Source organism: Alphaproteobacteria bacterium, assembly GCA_039980135.1.
Classification (GTDB): domain Bacteria; phylum Pseudomonadota; class Alphaproteobacteria; order UBA6615; family UBA6615; genus UBA8079.
In genome coordinates this window covers 277,271-298,687 of sequence record JBDXCV010000013.1, presented here as the reverse complement: position 1 = coordinate 298,687, position 21,417 = coordinate 277,271, and the positions used below count along the sequence as shown (strand labels likewise).

The following is a 21,417-nucleotide window of genomic DNA, read 5'->3' as shown; positions in this document are numbered from 1 at the left end:
GGCTTATGGATTCCTTCCCAATCTTGTCGCTTGTCACATTCCTGCCGCTCGTCGGGGTGCTGTTCATCCTGGCCGCGCGCGGCACCGAGGAGCAGGTCGCGCGTAATGCACGCTGGGGTGCGTTGTGGACATCCCTCGCGACGTTCGTGATAAGCCTGCTGCTGTGGCTCAATTTCGATCAGACCACCGCGGATTTCCAGTTCGTCGAGAAGATCGAATGGCTGCCGACCTTCGATATTTCCTATCACATGGGGATCGACGGGATATCGCTGTTCTTCGTGATCCTGTCGACCTTCCTGACGCCGATTTGCGTGCTTGCCTCCTGGCGCGCCGTGACCGTGCGGGTGAAGGAATACATGATCGCGTTCCTCGTGCTCGAGACGTTCATGATCGGCACCTTCGTCGCGCTCGATTTCCTGATTTTCTACATTTTCTTCGAGGCGGTCCTGATCCCGATGTTCATCATCATCGGTGTCTGGGGCGGGCCGCGCCGGGTGTATTCGGCCTTCAAGTTCTTCCTCTACACACTGGCCGGTTCGGTGCTGCTGCTGGCCGCGCTTCTGGCGCTGTACTTCGAAGCCGGGACCACCGACATCCCGACCCTGATGGCCTTTGACGTCCCGGCCGGTCTGCAGACATGGTTGTGGCTCGCCTTTTTTGCATCGTTTGCGGTCAAGATGCCCATGTGGCCGGTGCACACCTGGTTGCCCGACGCCCATGTGGAGGCCCCAACGGCGGGTTCGGTCATCCTCGCCGGCGTGCTGCTGAAAATGGGCGGCTATGGTTTCCTGCGCTTTTCGCTGCCGATCCTGCCGCTGGCCTCGGAGCAGTTTGTCCCGCTCATCTACACCCTGTCGGTGATCGCGATCATCTACACCTCGCTGGTGGCGCTGGCGCAGGAAGACATGAAGAAGCTGATCGCCTACTCGTCGGTGGCGCATATGGGTTTCGTGACCATCGGCATCTTCACCGGGACCCAGCAGGGGATCGACGGTGCAATCTTCCAGATGCTGAGCCATGGCGTCATTTCGGCCGCGTTGTTCCTGTGTGTCGGCGTGGTCTATGACCGCGAACACAGCCGCGAGATCGCCCATTACGGCGGGCTGATCGAACGAATGCCGATCTTCGCCTTCGTGTTCATGGTGTTTATGCTGGGTTCCATCGGCTTGCCCGGCACCAGCGGTTTCGTCGGCGAGTTCCTGATCCTTCTGGGCGTATTCCAGGACAACACCTGGGTGGCGTTCTTCGCCGCGACCGGCGTGATCCTCGGGGCGGCCTACATGCTGTATCTCTACCGCCGGGTGATTTTCGGAAAACTCGAGAAGGAATATCTCAAGAAAATCATGGACCTGGAGCCGCGCGAGATCGCCATTTTCGCGCCGCTGGTCGCGCTGGTGCTGTGGATGGGCATCTGGCCCGATCCCTTCCTGAGCGTGCTCGACGCGAGTGTCTCCAACCTGCTTGCGAATTATCAGTCGGCCCTGTCCACGGTTGATCCGCTCAACCTTGCAGGCCGGTAGGCGGAAGGGCGCAGAATATGAACATTGCCGTCGAGATATCCGCCGTTTGGCCCGAGTTGTTCGTCGCCATCGCCGCCATGGTGATGCTGATGTATGGCGCCTTCCGCGGCGAGGGTTCGACCCGGTTCGTGACCTGGGCCGGTGTTCTCGTGCTGGTCGTCGCCGCGCTTCTCGTTCTGGCCGGGCCGGCCGGAAAAACCACCGCCTTCAACGGCCAGTTCATGGTCGACGCGTTCGCCGTCTTCACCAAAGTTTTGTTGATCGCCGGTGCCGCGCTCGCGCTGATTCTGGCGCAGCCCTACAATATCCGCGAGGACATCAAGCAGTTCGAGTACCCGATCCTCATGGTCTTTGCCGTACTCGGCATGATGATGATGGTGTCGGCCAACGACCTGCTGTCGCTCTATGTCGGCCTCGAATTGCAGAGCCTTGCGCTTTATGTGCTGGCCGCCATCCGGCGCGACAATCTGCGCTCGTCGGAAGCCGGTCTCAAATATTTCGTGCTGGGTGCACTGAGCTCGGGAATCCTGCTCTACGGCATGTCCCTGATCTACGGATTTGCCGGCACCACGGGCTTCGACGGGCTGGCCGCGATCTTTGCCGCCGACAGTGACGCGCCGGTCGGCGTGATCGTCGGCCTGGTCTTCATCGCCGCCGGGCTCGCCTTCAAGGTCTCCGCCGTGCCGTTCCATATGTGGACACCGGATGTCTACGAAGGCGCGCCGACACCGATCACGGCGTTCTTCGCCGTCGCCCCCAAGATCGCGGCGATGGCCCTGTTCGTGCGGGTCATGCTCGAGCCGTTCGGTGACCTGGTCGCGGACTGGCAACAGGTGATCTGGTTCATCTCGCTCGCTTCGATGATCCTCGGTTCCTTCGCCGCAATCGTGCAGACAAACATCAAACGGCTGATGGCCTACAGCTCGATCGGGCATATGGGTTTCGTGCTGGTCGGCCTTGCGGCCGGCAACGAGCAGGGGGTTCAGGGCATCCTGCTTTACCTGACCATCTACCTGTTCATGAATATGGGCACCTTTGCCTGCATCCTCGCGATGCGCCGCCAGGGGCGGATGGTCGAGGATATCGACCAGCTCGCCGGGCTGAGCAAGACCAATCCCTATCTGGCTGCAGCCCTGGGTGTGTTCATGTTTTCGATGGCGGGAATTCCGCCGCTCGCGGGTTTCTTTGCCAAGTTCTATGTCTTCCTGGCCGCGATCGAGGCAGGGCTTTATGTGCTGACCGTCGTCGGCCTGCTGACGAGCGTCGTGGGTGCCTATTATTATCTGCGGATCGTCAAGCTGATGTATTTCGACGAGCCGGCCGAGGCATTCGATCGCGCAATTGGCCGCGAGATTACGGTGATCGTCACCGTGACCGGCATTGTCACCGTGTTCTTCTTCATCGGCATGGCGCCGGTCCTGAGCGGGGCCGGGGCGGCAGCGGCAGTCCTGTTCGGCGCATGACGGCTCACCCGGATGTGCCGCCGGGTTGCCAACTGATTGTGCGAGACAGCGTCGGCAGCACCAGCGAGGACGCCAAGCAACTGGCCGCCGAGGGAGCACCGGGCCTGACAATCGTCTGGGCCCGGGAACAAACCGCGGGCCGCGGCCGTCACGGCAGAAGCTGGAACTCGCCGCGTGGCAACCTCTACCTGTCGATAGTGCTGCGCCCTGACTGCGCCATCGCGGACGCGCCGCAGATCGGCTTTGCCGTCGGTGCCGCCATGGCCCGCGCGATCCGGGAAACCGCCGGCGCCGATGTCGCGTTGAAATGGCCCAATGATCTGTTGCTCGATGGTGAGAAAATCTCCGGTATCCTGCTGGAGAGCGCCGCGCGTCCTGACGGCGGCCTTGACTGGGTGGTGGCCGGGATTGGCGTCAATGTGGACAGCCGGCCCGATATCCCGGGCGCGACCTGTTTGCGTGCGGCCGGTCACGGCGTCGCAGTCGAGGCCTTGCTTGAAGGATTTCTGACGCATCTTGTCGATTTGCTCGCCATATGGGCGCGCGACGGATTTGAGCCGGTGCGCGCGATCTGGTCGGCGCTGGCGCTGGCGAGGGGCACGGAACTCACGGTCAAACTGCCGGACGGGGTCAGGGCGGGCGAATTTGCGGGAATTGATACGCAAGGTAACCTGATGCTCGAGACGGTCGATGGCACCGAACATATTGCGGTGGGGGATGTTTTCCCGGTAAGCACGGTCTCCCGAGATGATGGGGCAGGAGCCAACTGATGCTGCTTGCGGTCGATTGCGGCAATACCAACACCGTCTTTGCGGTCTTTGAGGGCGATGTGCAGCGCGGACAATGGCGGATTGCCACGAACGCGCAGCGCACGTCTGATGAGTATGCCGTCTGGCTGACCCAGCTCATGTCGCTGAGAGGTTTGAAAGTCGATGACATCGATAATGCGATCGTGACCACGGTGGTACCGGGAACGCGCCGCAACCTCGATGATTTGCTGGAGTCCCATTTCGGGGTGACGCCGCTTGTGGTGCGCGACCCGAATGTCGAGCTGGGCATCGAGGCCCTGATCGACCGCCCGGAGCAGGTGGGCGCCGACCGTCTCGTCGCGGCCGTGGGCGCGCATTTAAAGCATCCGGGTGATCTGATCGTGATCGATTTCGGCACCGGCACGACATTCGATCTGGTCGATGATGCGGGGAATTTCCGCGGTGGCGTAATCGCCCCGGGTATCAACCTGTCCGTGGAGGCCCTGTATATGGCCGGCGCGCTGTTGCCGCGCATCAATATCGAGAAGCCGGAGAATGTCATCGGCGGCGCGACGGTGCCCGCCATGCAATCCGGGATCTTCTGGGGTTACGTGTCGATGATCGAAGGCATGATCCCCCGCATTGCGAAAGAATATGGAAAGCCGGTGACCGTGTTGGCCACGGGCGGACTGGCACCCCTGTTTGCCGACGTGACCGATGTGATCGACGCAACCGAGCCTGACTTGACCCTGACCGGGCTGCGCGAAATCGCCCGCCGCAACGGAATCGCCTGACGGCGCTTCCCCGAAGGATATTTATGATACCCGCTTCCGACGAAGTCCTCTTCGTGCCCCTTGGCGGCACGGGCGAGATCGGCATGAACTTCAACCTCTACGGCCATGATGGCGCCTGGATGATCGTCGATTGCGGCGTGACCTTCGGCGATCCTTCATACCCCGGCGTCGACGTGATGACGGCCGATCCCACCTTCATCGAGGACCGCCGCGACAAGCTGGCGGGGATGCTCGTCACCCATGCCCATGAAGACCATGTCGGTGCGGTCGCACATCTCTGGCCGCGGCTGAAATGCCCGGTCTATGCGACGCCGTTCACGATGGCGGTCCTGCGCCGCAAGCTCGAGGAAGCGGGCATCGCCGAAAAAGTGCCGCTCCACGAAATTCCCCTGGGGGGCGACGTGTCGATCGGCCCCTTCGACCTGACCCTGGTCACGCTGACCCATTCCATTCCCGAGCCGAACGGGGTCATCATCAAAACCGGGGCCGGGACGATCTTCCACACCGGAGACTGGAAACTCGACCCCGATCCGCTGGTCGGCGACACGACGGACGAGGCGGCCTTGCGCGCCGTGGGCGATGCCGGCGTGCTGGCCATGATCGGGGATTCGACGAATGCCACGGTCGAGGGCAAGGCCGGCTCCGAGGCCGAGGTGCGCGACAGCCTGCAAGAGCTTGTGGGTGGCTTCAGGCAGCGTGTCGCATTCGCCTGTTTTGCGAGCAATGTTGCGCGGGTGCAGACCGTCGCGGAAGTGGCCCATGCCCATGGCCGCGCCGTGGGGCTGGTCGGGCGTTCGCTTTGGCGGATGACCGACGCGGCACGCGCCACGGGTTATCTGCGCGACCTGCCGCCTTTCGTGCGCGAAGACGAGGCGATGCTGCTGCCCCGCGACAAGGTGGCGCTGATCTGCACCGGCAGCCAGGGAGAGCCCCGCGCGGCGCTTTCGCGGATCGCGCGTGACGATCACCCGAATATCACGCTCGACGACGGGGACACGATCATCTTCTCGTCGCGGATCATTCCCGGCAACGAGGTGCCCATTGGGCGCCTGCAGAACCAGCTGACGGCGATGGGGGTTCAGGTCATCACCGAAAAGGATCATTTCGTGCATGTCTCCGGGCATCCCGCGCGCGACGAACTGCGGCAGATGTATCAGTGGATCCGCCCGACGATCGCCGTGCCGGTGCATGGCGAGGCGCATCACCTGCGTGCCCATGCCGAATTGGCGCGGGAATGTCAGGTGCCCCATGTGCCGGTTATCGAGAATGGCGATGTCCTGCGCCTGCATCCCGACGGGCCCGAGATCGCCGGTCAGGTCCAGGCCGGCCGCCTCGCGGTCGATGGCCGGGACCTGATCCGCCTCGATGATTCCAACCTGCGCGAGCGTAACCATATGCTCTGGAACGGATCGGCGACCCTGACGATCGTCATCGACCATAAGGGGCGCGTGGTGACGGATCCGCAATTGTCCGCACAGGGTCTGCTGGGCGACACGGATGAAGATTTCGACCTGATGGACGATGTCATCGATGATGTCCTGGATGCGCTGTCGGCGGCCAAGGGGAATGCGCGCCGCGACGACGAGGCGTTGAGCGAGCATCTTCGCCGGGCCGTGCGAAAAAGTTTCCGTGCGCGGCGGGGCAAGAACCCCTCGACCGAGGTACACTTGGTCCGCCTGGACGATTGATCGGGCGGATTGAACAACGGGAAGGAGAGGTCGGTGATCGGGCGTTTGAACCATGTGGCGATTGTCGTGCCGGATTTGGCGGCCGCGACCGCGATTTACCGCGATACGCTGGGCGCCACCGTGTCCGAACCGGTGGAATTGCCCCTGCATGGCGTGACGACCGTTTTCGTCGAACTGCCGAATACCAAGATCGAACTGCTGCATCCCCTGGGCGAAGAGTCACCCGTGGCACCTTTCCTGGAGAAAAATCCGTCCGGCGGCATGCATCATGTCTGCTACGAGGTCGATGATATCCACGCCGCCCGCGATCGTCTGGTGGCCGAAGGCGCGCGCGTGCTGGGCGACGGCGAGCCCAAACCGGGTGCCCACGACAAGCCGGTGCTGTTCCTGCATCCCAAGGATTTTTGCGGCACCCTCGTGGAACTCGAACAGGTCTGACCCGATATGAACCCCGTCACAGCAATTGTCGTTTTCATCATTATCTGGTGGCTGAGCCTGTTCATCGTGCTGCCCTGGGGCGTGCGGCGGACGGAGAACCCGGAAGAGGGCCATGATCACGGTGCGCCGGCGCGGCCCATGCTGGTGCGCAAGCTGCTGATCACGACGGGTATCGCCATCCTTCTGTTCGTTGCCGTCTACGGTGTTGTCGAGATGAGCGGTCTCTCGTTGCGCGAGCTCGCCGAGCGCTACAAGCTCTAGACGCCGAAGAAGCAGACGGCTGCGGCGGCCAACCCAAAATCGGTCGGCAACGCCTTCAATCGCTCTTGCGCTTACAGCTGGGTCTCTACAAGCGTCCATTGGCTGTACGTTCATTTGTTCCTGTGTGAACAGGAATAAGGACGGATTGGGCATCGCCTTCCGGTTTGATAGGGTAACTCTCGTTCAACCTTTGCGAATCGGCACCAACAATCACTCGCCAAGAGGCCCAACCGTGACAACACCCGAAGCGAAAGCACGGGAAGAGATCGACCGGCTGCTCAAAGCAGCGGGCTGGGTGTTGCAGAACATGGACGAATTCAATCGCAACGCGGGCGTCGGGGTCGCGGTACGTGAATTCTCTCTTCCGAGTGGCCCCTGCGACTACCTGCTGTTCATCGACGGCAAGGCGGCGGGTGTCGTCGAGGCGAAGCCCACAGGGCACACGCTCTCAGGTGTTTCGGAACAGTCCGACAAGTATATGTCGAAGCTGCCCGACCATCTCGCCAGCTGGTCGGACACACTGCTGCTCGACTACGAAAGCACAGGCGACGAGACCTTCTTCCGTGACATGCGCGACCCAACCCCGCGCTCGCGCCGGGTCTTCGCCTTCCACAGGCCCGAGACGCTCCGCGCATCACTGTTGGATGACGGAACCCTGCGGTCCCGCCTCGCAGCCATGCCTTCTCTCGACAAGCGCGGGCTGCGCGACTGCCAGATCGAGGCCATAGACGGTCTGGAGGAATCGCTCGCCAAGGCCGATCCTCGCGCACTCATCCAGATGGCGACCGGATCGGGCAAGACCTTCACGGCCTGCACCTTCTCCTACCGCCTGCTCAAGTTCGCCAAGGCCAAACGCATCCTGTTTCTCGTCGACCGCAACAACCTCGGCGAACAGACGCTCCGCGAGTATCAGGGCTATCAGCCGCCCGACGACGGCCGCCACTTCTCCGATCTCTACGTCACCCAGCAACTGAAAAGCCCGCACCTCGACAAGGACGCGAGTGTTGTCATCACGACCATCCAGCGTCTCTACGCCATGCTGCGCGGCGAGGAGCTCGACGAGGAGGACGAGGAAGGTTCCGCCTTCGAGGCCGGAGACAGCGGGGAGGTCGCGCCGGTCGATTACAACCCCGACATCCCGATCGAGATGTTCGACATCATCATCACCGACGAGTGCCACCGCTCGATCTATGGCCAGTGGCGGCAGGTGCTCGAATATTTCGATGCTTTCGTGATCGGCCTCACGGCAACCCCCTCGAAGCACACGCTGGGCTTCTTCGCCCAGAACCTCGTGTCGGAGTATCCCTACGAGCGCTCGGTGGTCGATGGCGTCAATGTCGGTTACGAGATCTACCGGATCCGCACGAAGGTCGGCGAGGCGGGCGGTACGGTCGATGCCGACTACGCGGTGCCCGTCCGCGACAAGCGCACGCGGAAAGTCCGCTACCAACAGATCGACGATGACTTGCCCTACACCGCAGAGCAGCTCGACCGTTCGGTCACCGTGCCCAACCAGATCCGCGCCGTGCTGCAGGCCTATAGCGACAGCCTTCCAACCAAGCTGTTTCCTGGTCGGAACTGGGTGCCCAAGACCCTCATCTTCGCCAAGGACGACAATCACGCCGAGGAGATCGTGCACATCGCCCGCGAGGTGTTCGGCGAGGGTAACGATTTCTGCAAGAAGATCACCTACCGGACGACGGGCGACAAGCCCCGCGACCTGATCCAGGCCTTTCGCAACGATCCCTTCCCGCGCATCGCCGTCACCGTCGACATGATCGCGACCGGCACCGACATCAAGCCGGTCGAGGTGGTGATGTTCCTGCGCGACGTGAAATCCGAGCTCTACTTCGAGCAGATGAAGGGGCGCGGCTGCCGCACCATGCCCGACGCGGACCTCCTGTCGGTCACGCCAGACGCCGGATCCAAGACGCGTTTCGTGCTGATCGACGCGGTCGGGGTCACGGAGACGAACAAGACAGCGTCCCAACCGCTCGAGCGCAAGAAAGGCGTAAGATTCGACAAGCTGCTCGACCAGGTGGCGCAGGGACTACGCGACGATGATGCCTTATCGAGCCTGGCGGGACGGCTCGCCGCGCTGGATCAGGCGATCGACGACGAGGATCGGGCGAAGATCAGGGCCGCGGCGGACGGCAAGTCACCGGCAGATCTGGCCGGCAGCCTTCTTGATGCGATAGATCCGGACACGATTGAAAAGGAAGCTGGCGCGCGGTTTGGTGCAACGCCCACGGATGCGCAATATGCAGAAGTGGAGCAGGAGCTGAAGGATATCGCGTGTGCGCCCTTCGATGATGCGAATTTTCGCAACCTGCTCAAGGAGATCAAGAAGAAGACCGAGATTGTCATCGACGAGATCACGACCGACGAGGTGATCTTGGCCGATTACGACCTCAAGCGCGCCGAGGAGACGACCACGAAGTTCCGAGACTTCATCGAGGCGAACAAGGATGAGCTGCTCGCGCTGCAGATCCTCTACAGCCAGCCCTACAGGATGCAGCAGCTGACCTACGCGGCGATCACGGACCTGAGCGAGAAACTGACCGAGGCCCCGTGGCACCTCACCACGGCCGAAGTCTGGCAGGCCTACCGGCGACTTGATGCGTCAAAAGTGGCAGGTGCACCATCCGATCGGATGCTGACCGACATCATCTCGCTGATCCGCTTTGCGACCGGACAGGCCGAGCAGCTCGAACCGTTCCGCAACCGGGCCAACCAGCTGTTCGAGCTGTGGATCGGGCGTCAGAAGAATGCGGGCCGCGAGTTCAGCGTCGAGCAGTTGCAATGGCTGCGCCTGATCCGCGACCACATCGCGGCGAATGCGGCGGCGGATGCCGAGGATTTCAAGCATGTCCCGGCCTTCACCGACCGTGGCGGTTTGATCCGGGCGCGGCAGGTGTTCGGGGATGAGCTCGACGCGATGCTTGCGGATCTCAACGGGGCGTTGGTGGCATGACGAACAGCAGCGAAGCCACGGAGCAATTGTCAAATATTCCGTCCGGATGGGCCCGCGTCACTCTTGGCGATGTTGCGGAATACATTAACGGTTTCGCCTTTAAACCGTCCGACTGGGAAGAGAGCGGCCTCCCAATCATTCGCATCCAGAACCTCACGGACGAGGACAAAGAGTTTAATCGTTCGAAGAGGGAAGTCGAGGAAAGGTACAGAATCACGAACGGAGACCTTCTAGTAAGCTGGTCGGCAACCTTGGATGCGTTCGTCTGGACTCGAGGAGAAGCACTCCTGAACCAGCATATTTTCAAAGTTGTCCCTCACACAGAATTGGACAAGAGGTTCGTTTTCTACCTGCTGAAAAAATCAATCGAAGAGCTGAAAAAATCAGAACATATGCACGGCTCAACTATGCGCCATATAAATCGGGGACCTTTTCTGGCGCATCCGGCCTACCTGCCACCCGTAGCCGAACAATCAAGATTTGCGGATCGTCTAGACGAACTGTTCAGCCAGATAGAGAAGGGCGAGGAAAACCTCAAACGCGTTCAGACCCTCGTGAAGCGATACCGACAGTCGGTGTTGAAGGCGGCAGTGACGGGCGAACTCACCCGCGACTGGCGCGAGGCGAACGGCGACGAGGGCGAGAGCGGCGAGGAACTCCTCGCACGTATCCTCGAGGCACGCCGCGCGGCATGGGAAGCCGCCGAACTCGAGAAGATGAAGGCCAAGGGCAAGGAGCCCAAGAACGACAAGTGGAAGGAGAAGTACAAAGAGCCGGTAGCGGCGGATCTAACTTTGCCGCTTATGATTCCAGCGACGTGGGCCGTGGCGAGCACCGAGAGTGTGATGCGCCACATCACGAGTGGATCTCGTGCATGGAAACCTTACTACGATCGCGGAACAGGCGTTTTTGTGATGGCGCAGAATGTCCGACCGGGTCGGTTCGACATGTCGTTCCGTCAATTAGTCGATCCCCCTTTGGACGATCCGGAGAGGTCACGCACAGAAATAAAGATTGACGACATTCTTGTGACGATTGTTGGGGCAAACACTGGGGATGTCTGTCGTGTGGTCGACGAAGTCGAAGAGCACTACGTCTGCCAAAGCGTGGCTCTGTTGCGTCCGGTCGAGCCCGCCTTGGCACGGTTTCTCGAGACTTATTTCGTCGCTTCCGAGGGAGGCCAACGCCAATACGCCCGCCACATATACGGGGCAGGTCGGCCGCATTTGAGCTTCGATCAACTCAAGCAAACACCGGTTCCATTGCCCCCGATGGCTGAGCAGCAGGAGATTATTCTGCGTGTCGACGCGCTTCTGAGTGAGCTCGATGTACTTGAGAAGCAACTGGTCGAGAGCTCGAGGTACTCGGATCGGCTTCGGCAATCGGTATTGCAGGCCGCATTCTCTGGAAACCTTGTTCCTCAAGACCCTAACGACGAACCGGCGAGCGCGCTGCTCAAAAGTATTTCAGAACAGAAAATAAAATACACGGTGGCTTCTTAGCCAGAAAAATTTGGAGGAATAATGGCTCGCGACACAATCAAGGCGTCTGAGAAATCGCTACTCGACGTTTTTTGCGATAAGTACCGATTTTCGATTCCGCCGTACCAGCGCCCTTATGCATGGACGACTGAGGAAGTTGGCGAACTCCTTGACGACCTACTCGTTGCCGCAGGTGAGGAGGATCCGGGCGAACGCTCTCCTTACTTTTTGGGCAGCATCGTCCTCATCAAGGACCCTGAAGAGCCACAGGCTGATGTCGTCGATGGCCAGCAAAGACTCACAACATTAACGATCATGCTTGCCGTTTTTCGTGATCTCCTTGACGGAAAGCCGAAAGACCGCGCGCATTCCTACCTGTGCGAACAAGGGGATCCATTTGCAGGTACGACCGACCTGTACCGCCTGAGGCTCCGTGAGCGAGAGGCGGACTTCTTCAAGCGAACGATTCAGGAACCGAATGCCACGCAGCAATTGGACGAAGCGGATGCCGAGGGTTCAGATGCGCGCACACGGATTGTCGAGAATGCGCAGTACTTAAAGCGACGCATCACCGAACTGCCAGAAGATCAGCGCATGCACGTCATGACGTTCATGATCCGCCGATGCTTTCTCGTTATCGTCGAAGCATCGGACGCGCAATCGGCTTACCGAGTATTCTCGGTGATGAACGACCGCGGACTCGATCTGTCACCGACGGATATCCTGAAGGCCGATGTGATCGGCGCCATGCCGGAAGATCAAAGAGAACGCTACACTGACATTTGGGAAGACCTCGAAGACGCGCTCGGGCGCGATGCGTTTCGCGACCTGTTCGGCCACATCAGGATGATTTTCCGCAAAGCGAAGATGGCCGAGACGCTCGAAGCAGAGTTCAAGAGGCATATAAAGCCAGCCGAAAACCCAGTTCAATTCGTCGACGAGACGCTTCAACCACTCGCGGACGCCTATCTCGCGGTTGTAAACCAGGACTTTGCAAGCGCATCGCATGCCGAAGGCATAAATCGTGCGCTGCGGCATCTGTCGATGCTCGATAATTCGGACTGGGAAGCACCGGCAATACTGTTTATGGCGCGTCATAAACAGGACCCAGAATCGATATCGTGGTTTTTGAAGGACCTCGATCGTTTGGCTTATGCCCTGTTTATTACGCGAGCTAACATCAACGAGCGTATCGCACGCTACAGTCTACTGATTGCGAGCATCGAGAAAGTTGAAGACCTGAACGTGGAAGACTCACCCTTACAAATGACTAAAAACGAAAGGGACGATGTTTTCCATCAATTGAACGGGCCGATCTACGACATCAAACGCATTCGTTTGCCGGTACTCCTTCGTTTGGATGAAGAGGTATCTGACGGATCTGCGACGTATGATCATCGAATCATCACGGTCGAGCATGTGCTGCCACAAAATCCGGAAGAGCCGAGTGAGTGGTTAAACTGGTTTCCGGACGAAAATGAGAGGTCTGAATGGACTCACCGAATCGCAAACCTCGCGTTGCTTTCGAGTGCCAAAAATTCTCAGGCCCAAAACTTCGAATTCGATCGGAAGAAGACCGAGTATTTCACCCGCAAAGGAACCAGCCCATTCGCGATCACCAGCCAAGTTCTGAGCATGGCATCTTGGAAGCCGCAGGTGCTCGCGGCGCGTCAGAAAATGCTCTTGGAAAAACTTGGCTCAATGTGGCGATTGGGTGGCCTGCCTGACGACATAGAGGAGGAGCTTGGATGAACGATCACAGCTCTCTCGTCTCGAAGGTCTGGAACTACGCGCATGTCCTTCGAGACGAGGGCATTGCGTATGGCGACTACCTTGAGCAGATTACCTACCTGCTGTTCCTGAAGATGGACGACGAGCGCGAGCACCTGCTGGGCGAGGGCTCGTCGATTCCCGATGAATGGAAATGGGCACAGTTGCGCGACAAGCGTGGCGACGAGCTCGAGCTCCAGTACCGGCATGCGCTGGAGAATCTCGGACGATCGACCGGGATGATCGGCACCATCTTTCGCAAGGCCCAGAACAAGATCCAGGATCCCGCGAAACTGAGCCGCCTCGTCGCGATGATCGACGAAGAAACGTGGCTCGGCCTCAAGATCGACGTGAAGGGCGCGATCTACGAGGGTCTGCTTCAGCGCAACGCCGAAGAAACCAAGAGCGGCGCGGGCCAGTACTTCACTCCGCGCCCGCTGATCGACGCGATCGTCGAGGTGATGCAACCAACACCGACGACGACCGTGCATGACCCTGCCTGCGGGACGGGCGGTTTCCTGTTGTCGGCGTTCGAACACATGAAGAACCAGACGCAGGACCGCGCATTGCTGCGCAAGCTCCAGACCGACATGATCTCGGGTTCGGAGATCGTCGAGAGCGTCGTATCCCTTTGTGCCATGAACCTCTACCTGCACGGCGTGGGCGACGCGGAATGCCCGATCGTGCATGGCGACGCTCTAGCAGGCGATCCGGGGGCGCGCTTCGGCATGGTGTTAGCCAACCCGCCCTTCGGGAAGAGGTCGAGCGTCACCTATATCGGCGACGATGGCGGGGTCCATCGTGAGAGCGAGACCTATGAGCGGACGGACTTCCGCGTCTCCACCTCGAACAAGCAGCTGAATTTCCTTCAGCACATCATGACGATCCTCGACGTGCCGGGTACCGCCGCTGTCGTGTTGCCCGACAACGTGCTGTTCGAGGGTGGTACAGGTGAGCGTATCCGTCGCCGGCTACTCGACCAGTTCGACCTGCACACCGTGCTGCGCCTGCCGACCGGGATCTTCTACAAACAGGGGGTCAAGGCGAACGTACTGTTCTTCGACAAGAAGCCCGCCAGCGACACGCCGTGGACGAAGGAAGTCTGGTTCTATGATTTCCGGACGAACCAGCACTTCACCCTGAAAGCCAACCCGCTGCAGCGGGTGCATCTCGACCAGTTCGTCACATGTTACAGGCCCGGTGAACGCCAGAAGCGCGAGGAGAGCGAGCGGTTCCGGAAGTTCACCTACGACGAGCTCGTCGCACGCGACAAGCTGAACCTCGATATCTTCTGGCTGCGCGATGACAGCATCGAAAACACGGATGACCTTCCGCCGCCCGACGTGATCGCCGTCGAGATCATCGACAATCTGGAGGCAGCGCTAGAGGAATTCCGCGGCGTTGCCGCCGAGTTGGGGGCGGACGTAAACGAGGCGGCTGAATGAGCGAACCGAAAACTTCCTTCACGCGAGTAGACTACGCCCATTCCGGTCTCCTCGAATACATCGAGCTCGCCGACCGCTAAGCGCTCTAGACCCCGAAGAAACCCGCCACCGCCGCCAACATCACCACCAGCCACGGCGGCAACCGCCAGATGGCGAGCAGCACAATAGCGACGACCACGGTGGCGAAATCCGATGAATCCCGCACACTCGACGTCCAGACCGGCGTGAACAGCACGGCGAGCAGAAGCCCGACCACGGCGGCATTCACGCCGCTGAGCGCGGATCTGACGCGCGCGCGCGAGCGCAGCGCATCCCAATAGGGCAGGGTCGCGCCCAGCAGCAGGAATGACGGCAGGAACACGGCCACGATCGCCAGCGCCCCGCCGGTCCAGCCGCCGAGATAGCCGTTCCCCGGATCGATGACATTGCCGAGATATCCTGTCAGCGCGAACATCGGCCCGGGAATCGCCTGGGCCGCGCCATAGCCCGCCAGGAACGCGTCCGTGGAGGTCCAGCCCGTGGGCACGACCTCGGCCTCGAGCAGCGGCAGCACCACATGCCCGCCGCCGAACACCAGCGCCCCGACCCGGTAGAAGCCGGAGAACGCATCGAGATTGCCCGATGTCACCGTCTCGGCCAGCACCGGCAGCCCGAGCAGAAGCAGCAGGAAGACGGCCAGCATCAGCAGGCCAATCGCCCGGTTGCCCGAGGCGGGTGTCGCGCCGGACGTATCCAGCGGGGCGTCGCGCAGGATCAGGCTGCCGGCGATGGCCGCCGCCGCGATCACGAGGAGCTGGAACCAGGCGGCACCGGCAAACAGGATGATCACGCAGGCGATCGCCGCGAAGCTGGCGCGAACGGCGTCACCGCATGCGTTTTTGGCCATGCCCCATAGCGCGTTGGCGACCACGGCCACCGCGGCGAGCTTGAGCCCATGCACGATGCCCTGGCCCGCGGCGGTTTCGGCGAAGGACAGGCCGAATCCCAGGCCGATCATGATGATCGCGGCGGGCGTGGTGAAACCCAGCCATGCCGCGATGCCGCCCAACCAGCCGCGCTGGATCATGCCGATGGCGATGCCGGTCTGGCTCGATGCGGGGCCGGGCAGGAACTGGCAGAGCGAGACCAGGTCGGCGAAGCCCCGTTCGTCGATCCAGCGGCGGCGGTCGACGAACTCGGTCCGGAAATAGCCGAAATGGGCAACGGGGCCGCCAAACGCCGTCGCGCCGAGCACCAGGAAGGCCCAGAAGATGCCCGCGAGGCCCGGCTGCACAACAGGTTGCACTTCAGGTTGCGCTTCAGGTTGCGGTGGCGTGGAAATCGGTATTCTCTCTGTCGGGCGAAAAGTGAAGGACGAAAAGTGAAGGGCGAAACGGGAAGGGAAGTTTGACGTGTCAGGATACTGCGATATCGCGCCGGGTCACGAATGGCACGGACCCTATCATGATACCGAATACGGGTTTCCCACGGACGATGAATCCGCCCTGTTCGAGCGCCTGATTCTGGAGATCAATCAGGCCGGGCTGAGCTGGCTGACGATCTTGCGGAAACGCGATGGCTTTGTCGCGGCGTTCGACGGGTTCGATGTCGAGACGGTCGCCAATTATGGCGCGAAGGACCGCGCGCGGCTTTTGGCCGACGCCGCCATCATCCGAAATCGCCTGAAGGTCGATGCCGCGATCCACAATGCGCAATGCATTCTGGCCATGCGCGAGAGCCATGGCGGGTTCGCCGGCTGGCTGGCGGCCCATCATCCGCTGACCAGGGACGCGTGGGTGAAACTGTTCAAGCGGACCTTCAAGTTCACCGGCGGCGAGATCACGGGCGAGTTCCTGATGAGCACGGGGTATCTGCCCGGCGCGCACCGCGATTCTTGCCCGATTTTTTCCCGGATCGAGAAGGCGTCGCCAGCCTGGATGCGGGATGACGCATAACATGACACTAACAAAAACGGGCCGGGAAAATCCCGGCCCGCTTCGTGACGATTTTAACTGGTGTCAGCCGATAAGACCAAATCCATAGAGCAGCACGAACAGCACAGCCATGATGTAGAGAATCGGGCTGGCTTCGCTCACCCGGCCCGTCAGGATCTTGCCGGCCGCATAGACGATGAAGCCGAACGCGATGCCGTGGGCAATCGAGAAGGTGAAGGGCATCACCACCGCGGCGAGTACTGCCGGGGCATATTCCGTGACGTCTTCCCAATCGATCTCCGTCAGGCCACGAACCATCAGCACGGCCACGAAGAGCAGTGCGGGGGCCGTCGCGAAGCGCGGCACCAGGCCGATGATCGGGGCCAGAAGCAGCGCCAGGATGAACAGGACACCGACCGTAACCGCGGTCAGACCTGTCCGTCCGCCTTCACGAACACCCGACGCGCTCTCGATATACGAGGTCACGGTCGAACTGCCGACCAGCGAGCCGGTGATGGTGGCGATACTGTCGGCGGACAGGGCTTTGCCCATGCGGGGAAGCTTTCCGTCCTCATCGAGCAAACCCGCGCGATGTGACACGCCAATCAACGTTCCCGCCGTGTCGAACATGTCGACGAACAGGAAGGCAATGATCACCGAGATCATGCTGACCTGGAAAGCGCCGGCGATATCCAGCTGCAGGAAGGTCGGTGCGAGCGACGGGATGGAGAAGTCCATCGACGTGCCACCGCCCAGGCCGAAGATATGGGCCAGGATGGTCGTCCCGATAATCCCGAGCACGATGGCCCCCGGAACCGCGAGCCGGTCCAGGACGATGATGCCAATGAACCCGATGGCGACAAGGATCACCTGCGGCGATGCGACCTCGCCCAGGGTGACGAGCGTGACCGGATGATCGACCGTGATGCCCGAAATTTCCATCGCGATAACACCGATGAACAGGCCAATGCCCGCCGAGATCGACATTTTCAGCGATTTTGGGATCGAGTTGATGATCGCGGCCCTGATCGGCAGGATCGTGATGATCAGGAAGAACACGCCGGACAGGAAGATCACGCCGAGCGCTGTCTGCCACGGCACGCCCATGCCGCCGACAACACCGAAGGCGAAGAAGGCGTTGAGGCCGAGGCCCGGCGCCAGCGCGATCGGGTAATTGGCCCACAGACCCATGATGAGACAGCCGACGGCTGCCGCGACGCAAGTGGCGACGAACAGCGCGCCCTTGTCCATGCCCGCCGCGGACATGATGTCCGGGTTGACGATGATGATGTAGGCCATCGTCAGGAACGTCGTCAGGCCCGCCATCACCTCGATGCGGACTGTCGTTCCGTGCTCCGACAGCTTGAATAGGTTTTCGAACATTTCAATAGTCTCCCGTGGTTCCCCATGAACATCCACGCGAGAGCGGAAAGTGCACAAAATCTGTGCACGGCCGAACCCAAAATCTGGCGATTCCCCTCTTGCTGGAAAAACGTTAGCCCGATTCCACGCCCGCTTGTTACCGGTTTATTAACTGTGGTTCGCTACATGTGCACCATGCGAAATATGCCGATAGTCATGGGTTTAGCCTTGTTTTCCGCCTTTTCCGGGCCTGTTCAGGCCCAGACGACGGTCCGGATCACCGAATCCGACTGCAGCCGGCTGGTCACCCATGTGGCGGCGGCCGATGTCAATTACCGGCCCGGGGTCGACGTCAACGGCAACGCCGTCGCGCCCGCGGATTTGAACGCCCAGCCGCAAATTCGCGTCCCGGACGTGATTTCGATCCCGGTGACCATCGATCTGGCGACGGAACTTGGGATCGACACGCCGTTTTTGGCGCGCCCGACAGTGGGCGAGGTCCAGATCACCCGGGACGGCCGCGTGAGCTTCAATGGACAGCCGATCGGCGGTCATGCCCAGCAAGAGCTGGCCCAGCGGTGTCAGCGGACCGGCACCGCCAACTAGCCGACCGGCGTCGGCCTGTTTCCTTCCCCTCAGGCATGTCGTAAACCCCCGGGCGTATGAACCCGGAGTGGCGTGATGACTGATCCGAGTTTCGACCTCGACCCTGAAGCGACGGCGCAGCTTGACGCGCGTCTCGACGCGCGCCTCGGCGCGGCCTTCCAGGCACAGGAACGGGAGGGTCTCAAGCTTGCCGCCCATCTGCGCGGGATCGCCAGCCTGGCAATATCCGTATGGCTGCTCGTACTGCTTGGCGATGGCGGGTGGTTCTATATCCCGGTCATCGCCTTGTTCGCCGTCAGCGGATACGCGCACTATATGCTGTCGCGAAGGGGGTTTCGCGGTGACGCCCACGCTTTCGGGTTTTTCCTGTTCGATGTGGTGATCATCACCTTCGCGCTGCTGACGCCGAACCCGATCCTGCCGGATGCCGGTTTGTGGCCCCCGCAGGCGGCGTTCCGCTTCGGCAGTTTCAATTATTACTATCTTCTGATCTCGTTGTTCCTGCTCGGGAGTTATTCCGCGCGGGCGATGCTGTTCGCGGGTCTCGCCTGCGCCATCGCCTGGGTCGGTGGAATCTTCTGGATCGCCAGCTTTCCCGAGACCATTTTTGCGATCCCGTCTTTCGAGACCCCGCAACTCCGGCTGGATCGCTTCCTCGATCCGTACTTCGTCTCTCTGGATGTGCGCACCACCGAAATACTGGTCATGATCCTGGCGACGTCGGTACTGGCGACCGCGGTGGCCCGCAACCGGCGCCTGATCCGGCGGCAGGTGATGGCGGCGCGGGAGCGCTCGAACCTGGCGCGATACTTCCCGCCAAATATCGTCGATGAGCTGGCCGGCTATGACGGCGCGCTGGAGACCGTGCAGTCGCAGGAGGTCGGCGTTCTGTTTGCCGATCTCGTCGGGTTCAGCCGGCTGGCCGAGATGGTCACGCCGGAGGAACTGATCGAGATGTTGCGGGCCTTTCATCACCGCATGGAACGCACGGTCTTCGAACATGGCGGCACCCTGGACAAGTTTCTCGGCGACGGGGTGATGGCGACGTTCGGTACGCCACGTACAAGCCCGCAAGACGGGGCCAACACATTGCGTTGCGCGCGCGCAATGCTGGCGGCGGTGGACGCGTGGAACACCCGGCGCGCGGCGGCGGGATTTCCGGCTGTACGGCTTTCCGTCGGGGCGCATTTCGGACCGATCGTCATGGGGGATGTCGGCAGCGAGCGCCGGCTTGAATTCGCCGTTGTCGGCGACACCGTGAATGTGGCCTCGCGCCTGGAGGAAAGCACCCGAACCGTGGGCTGCAGGTTGATCGTCAGTGACGCGCTGATGGCGGCCGTTCAGGACAGCAATCCGGATGATCTCGCCGCGTTGCGGGCCGGCATATCGCCCCATGACGGGCTCAGCCTGCGTGGGCGTGAAGGCACGGTGGACGCATGGGTGCTTGTTGAGGGCGGCGAATCAGACGAATGAACATGGACAGGCGGGCGCGGTTTTTCATACTCTCCCGCGCGCTGGCCCCTGCCGGCAGCAAGTCCTTGTTGGAGAACGTGAATGCGGCGTACCCGTTTGTTTTTGCCGACCCTGAAGGAAACCCCCGCCGAGGCGCAGATCGTCTCGCATCGGTTGATGCTGCGCGCGGGGATGGTGCGCCAGTCCGCCGCCGGCATATACACATGGCTGCCGATGGGTCTGCGGGTGTTGCAGAAGATCGCCCAGATCGTGCGCGAAGAGCAGGACCGTGCGGGGGCCCAGGAGGTCCTGATGCCGACCATCCAGTCGGCCGAGTTGTGGCGCGGGTCGGGCCGGTATGAGGATTACGGCAAGGAGATGCTGCGGATCACGGACCGTCATGACCGTGAGCTGCTGTACGGACCGACCGCGGAAGAGGTGATTACGGATATCGTGGCGAACGAGATCACGAGTTACCGCGATCTGCCGAAGAATCTCTACAACATCCAGTGGAAGTTCCGCGACGAGGTGCGCCCGCGCTTCGGTGTGATGCGTGGCCGCGAATTCCTGATGAAGGACAATTACTCCTTCGATCTCGACAAGGAGGCCGCGGTCCATTCCTACAACAAGATGTTCCTCGCCTACCTGCGCACCTATGCGCGCATGGGCCTCAAGGCGGTGCCGATGGCGGCCGATACGGGCCCGATCGGCGGCGATCTGAGCCATGAGTTCATTGTTCTGGCGGAAACCGGCGAAAGCGCGGTGTTCTGCGACAAGGCGCTGCTGGAACTGGACACGCCGGGCGACGATCTGGACTACGATTCCGATTTGCAGCCGCAGGTGGACAAGTGGACGGCGCATTATGCGGCGACGGACGAGATGCATGATGCCGACAAATGCGACGTCGCCGATGATCAACTCGTCACCGCGCGCGGGATCGAGGTCGGGCACATCTTCTATTTCGGCACCAAATATTCGGAGCCCCTCGGCGCCGTTGTTCAGGGTACCGACGGTCAGAGGATAACGCTCGAAATGGGCAGCTACGGTATCGGCGTGTCACGGCTTGTCGGCGCGATCATCGAAGCATCCCATGACGATAACGGCATCATCTGGCCGGAAGCCGTCGCACCCTGGAAAGTGGGGCTGATCAATCTCAAGGTCGGCGACACGGATTGCGATGCGACGTGCGAGCGGATTTACGCCGAACTCGGCGCGGCCGGTGTTGAGGCGCTCTACGACGACCGCGACGAACGGGCCGGCGGAAAGTTTGCCGATATGGACCTGGTGGGCGTGCCCTGGCAGCTCACGGTCGGACCGCGTGGCATCAAGGACGGCAAGATCGAGGTCAAGCGGCGTGCAGGCGGGGAGAAATCCGAGATCGCGATCGACGAACTCGGCGGCTGGATCGCCGCGCGCGCGGCGTCATAGGGTGGCCACAATCGGACATCAAATTCGCTCTTTGTACTCGTGTCGCGCTGTCGCTCCCAACAGGTTGGAATCA

At 61.2% G+C, this 21,417-nt stretch carries 17 protein-coding genes; 15 read left to right on the top strand and 2 right to left on the bottom strand.

From position 1 onward, the window contains the following. The first annotated feature begins 5 nt into the window (after positions 1-5). From ABJ363_17275 to ABJ363_17225, 11 genes are all read left to right on the top strand, one after another. The gene (locus tag ABJ363_17275; GenBank protein ID MEP4380742.1) at positions 6-1,520 is read left to right on the top strand and encodes an NADH-quinone oxidoreductase subunit M; all 1,515 of its coding nucleotides are present in this window, start codon (positions 6-8) and stop codon (positions 1,518-1,520) included. Positions 1,521-1,537: 17 nt separating this feature from the next. Beyond that, positions 1,538-2,983, top strand: coding sequence for an NADH-quinone oxidoreductase subunit NuoN (nuoN, locus tag ABJ363_17270; GenBank protein MEP4380741.1), 1,446 nt, complete (start codon positions 1,538-1,540; stop codon positions 2,981-2,983). Beyond that, positions 2,980-3,753: a biotin--[acetyl-CoA-carboxylase] ligase gene (locus ABJ363_17265; protein ID MEP4380740.1), complete on the top strand. Its 774-nt coding sequence runs from the start codon at positions 2,980-2,982 to the stop codon at positions 3,751-3,753. Before nuoN ends, ABJ363_17265 begins: the two co-directional genes overlap by 4 nt. Beyond that, a complete protein-coding gene (locus ABJ363_17260; GenBank protein ID MEP4380739.1) occupies positions 3,753-4,526 on the top strand; it encodes a type III pantothenate kinase in 774 nt (257 codons plus the stop codon). The genes ABJ363_17265 and ABJ363_17260 overlap by 1 nt, the downstream gene beginning before the upstream one ends. A gap of 23 nt (positions 4,527-4,549) precedes the next feature. After that, the gene (locus tag ABJ363_17255) at positions 4,550-6,214 is read left to right on the top strand and encodes a ribonuclease J (GenBank protein ID MEP4380738.1); all 1,665 of its coding nucleotides are present in this window, start codon (positions 4,550-4,552) and stop codon (positions 6,212-6,214) included. Positions 6,215-6,247: 33 nt separating this feature from the next. Continuing rightward, positions 6,248-6,652, top strand: a complete 405-nt coding sequence (mce, locus tag ABJ363_17250; GenBank protein ID MEP4380737.1) for a methylmalonyl-CoA epimerase — start codon at positions 6,248-6,250, stop codon at positions 6,650-6,652. A 6-nt stretch (positions 6,653-6,658) separates the two neighbouring features. After that, complete coding sequence (locus ABJ363_17245) at positions 6,659-6,913, top strand: DUF1467 family protein (GenBank protein ID MEP4380736.1); 255 nt, start codon at positions 6,659-6,661, stop codon at positions 6,911-6,913. Between the two features lie 232 nt (positions 6,914-7,145). After that, on the top strand, positions 7,146-9,887 hold the full coding sequence (locus ABJ363_17240) for a type I restriction-modification enzyme R subunit C-terminal domain-containing protein (GenBank protein MEP4380735.1): 2,742 nt from the start codon (positions 7,146-7,148) through the stop codon (positions 9,885-9,887). Continuing rightward, positions 9,884-11,389 (top strand): restriction endonuclease subunit S, encoded by a 1,506-nt coding sequence (locus tag ABJ363_17235; protein MEP4380734.1) that lies wholly within the window; start codon positions 9,884-9,886, stop codon positions 11,387-11,389. Before ABJ363_17240 ends, ABJ363_17235 begins: the two co-directional genes overlap by 4 nt. A 21-nt stretch (positions 11,390-11,410) precedes the next feature. Continuing rightward, positions 11,411-13,120 (top strand): DUF262 domain-containing HNH endonuclease family protein, encoded by a 1,710-nt coding sequence (locus ABJ363_17230; GenBank protein ID MEP4380733.1) that lies wholly within the window; start codon positions 11,411-11,413, stop codon positions 13,118-13,120. Then, the gene (locus ABJ363_17225) at positions 13,117-14,583 is read left to right on the top strand and encodes a class I SAM-dependent DNA methyltransferase (GenBank protein ID MEP4380732.1); all 1,467 of its coding nucleotides are present in this window, start codon (positions 13,117-13,119) and stop codon (positions 14,581-14,583) included. The genes ABJ363_17230 and ABJ363_17225 overlap by 4 nt, the downstream gene beginning before the upstream one ends. Before the next feature lie 85 nt (positions 14,584-14,668). Here ABJ363_17225 and chrA read toward each other — a convergent pair whose 3' ends face one another. After that, on the bottom strand, positions 14,669-15,868 hold the full coding sequence (gene chrA, locus ABJ363_17220; protein MEP4380731.1) for a chromate efflux transporter: 1,200 nt from the start codon (positions 15,866-15,868) through the stop codon (positions 14,669-14,671). Positions 15,869-15,974: 106 nt separating this feature from the next. On the opposite strand from chrA, the gene ABJ363_17215 reads away from it, so the two are divergent. Continuing rightward, positions 15,975-16,517 (top strand): DNA-3-methyladenine glycosylase I, encoded by a 543-nt coding sequence (locus ABJ363_17215; GenBank protein MEP4380730.1) that lies wholly within the window; start codon positions 15,975-15,977, stop codon positions 16,515-16,517. A gap of 63 nt (positions 16,518-16,580) precedes the next feature. Here the strand turns inward: ABJ363_17215 and ABJ363_17210 are convergent, their stop codons facing one another. Next, positions 16,581-17,879, bottom strand: coding sequence for an NCS2 family permease (locus tag ABJ363_17210; protein MEP4380729.1), 1,299 nt, complete (start codon positions 17,877-17,879; stop codon positions 16,581-16,583). Positions 17,880-18,074: 195 nt separating this feature from the next. On the opposite strand from ABJ363_17210, the gene ABJ363_17205 reads away from it, so the two are divergent. The 3 genes from ABJ363_17205 to proS all read left to right on the top strand — a co-directional run bounded on the left by ABJ363_17205 (position 18,075) and on the right by proS (position 21,344). Next, on the top strand, positions 18,075-18,464 hold the full coding sequence (locus ABJ363_17205; protein ID MEP4380728.1) for a hypothetical protein: 390 nt from the start codon (positions 18,075-18,077) through the stop codon (positions 18,462-18,464). 75 nt (positions 18,465-18,539) lie between these two features. Continuing rightward, positions 18,540-19,937 (top strand): adenylate/guanylate cyclase domain-containing protein, encoded by a 1,398-nt coding sequence (locus ABJ363_17200; GenBank protein ID MEP4380727.1) that lies wholly within the window; start codon positions 18,540-18,542, stop codon positions 19,935-19,937. Positions 19,938-20,018: 81 nt separating this feature from the next. Continuing rightward, complete coding sequence (gene proS, locus ABJ363_17195) at positions 20,019-21,344, top strand: proline--tRNA ligase (GenBank protein MEP4380726.1); 1,326 nt, start codon at positions 20,019-20,021, stop codon at positions 21,342-21,344. Positions 21,345-21,417 lie beyond the last annotated feature (73 nt).